This is a genomic window from Corallococcus praedator, assembly GCF_003612125.1.
In the GTDB taxonomy this organism is placed as follows: domain Bacteria; phylum Myxococcota; class Myxococcia; order Myxococcales; family Myxococcaceae; genus Corallococcus; species Corallococcus praedator.
The window spans coordinates 1-392 of sequence record NZ_RAWI01001390.1 but is presented as its reverse complement, the minus strand read 5'-3'; the positions used below and the strand labels follow the sequence as shown (position 1 = coordinate 392).

The window sequence follows — 392 nt, the reverse complement described above, 5'->3', positions numbered from 1 at the left end:
GTGAACGCGATCGGCGCCACGCCGTCGGACCTGGTCGCGATCCTGGAGGCGCTCAAGGAAGCCGGCGCGCTGAAAGCGGAGTTGATCATCCTATGACCGACATGCCAGCCACGCCCGCCGCGGTGCCGACCAACGGCATCTCGCTCGACACGAGCCGCCTCGCCTCGTCCGCCAACCTCAAGAAGGCGGGCGAGAAATTCGAGTAGGTGTTCATCGGCATGATGATGAAGTCGATGCGCCAGTCCAAGCTGACCAGCGACGAGGACAGCCTGTTCGACACCAAGAACATGAACACGTTCCGCGACATGCAGGACAAGAACGTCGCCGACAGCATGGCGGCGAACCAGCCGATCGGCATCGGCAAGGCGATGACCGATTTCCTCGCGCGCAGC

At 63.3% G+C, this 392-nt stretch carries 2 protein-coding genes; both read left to right on the top strand.

Translation table 11 applies throughout. From position 1 onward, the window contains the following. Complete coding sequence (locus D7Y13_RS49430) at positions 1-96, top strand: flagellar basal body P-ring protein FlgI (RefSeq protein ID WP_369333616.1); 96 nt, start codon at positions 1-3, stop codon at positions 94-96. 110 nt (positions 97-206) lie between these two features. Next, positions 207-392 (top strand): rod-binding protein (locus D7Y13_RS47570; protein ID WP_208734756.1); only part of this gene is annotated, 186 nt, incomplete at its 3' end.